Source organism: Mesorhizobium sp. M8A.F.Ca.ET.161.01.1.1, assembly GCF_004792105.1.
GTDB lineage: Bacteria > Pseudomonadota > Alphaproteobacteria > Rhizobiales > Rhizobiaceae > Mesorhizobium.
This window is the reverse complement of the sequence record NZ_SRTD01000084.1, coordinates 1-434: the sequence shown is the minus strand read 5'-3', so window position 1 is coordinate 434 and position 434 is coordinate 1. Positions and strand designations below refer to the sequence as shown.

The window sequence follows — 434 nt, the reverse complement described above, 5'->3', positions numbered from 1 at the left end:
CTCGCGGAAGCGCGGCAGGCTGTCGGTGAGCTTCTTGCCGCGCAGGCGGCCGGTGAAGCCGCAGACCATCGAAGTGCCGAACAGATGCGCGTTGTCGATCGCCGTCTCCCAGGCCGCGAGCACGCCGCGATCGACCTCGCCGCTTTCGACTGGATTTCCGAAAACGCCGAGCGACGACACGGTCACGTCCGCATCGCCGATCGCGTCCCGCCTATCGATCAACTCATCGAAGGCTTTGCCAGGACCTGCGACCGCGCCGCCGGCCTTGGCTGGCGCTGCGACCTCGAATTCATTCCGTTCTGGGGCCTTCCCGACCTCGAGACCGCCTGGAAGATCATCAAGACCGCGGACCGCGACAACAGCGGCCTGGTGTTCGACTTCTGGCACTATCTGCGCGGCAAGCCGGACCCGGCGCTGCTAGACAGGAGCCCCGG

At 66.6% G+C, this 434-nt stretch carries 2 pseudogenes; one reads left to right on the top strand and one right to left on the bottom strand.

Annotation, left to right across the window (positions count from 1 at the left end):
* Positions 1–210 (bottom strand): annotated as a pseudogene (locus EN804_RS38430) (sugar phosphate isomerase/epimerase); the annotation flags it as partial.
* Between EN804_RS38430 and EN804_RS37500 the strand changes: the two are divergent.
* A pseudogene (locus EN804_RS37500) lies at positions 130–434 on the top strand (sugar phosphate isomerase/epimerase); the annotation flags it as partial. The pseudogenes EN804_RS38430 and EN804_RS37500 sit on opposite strands and share 81 nt — an antisense overlap.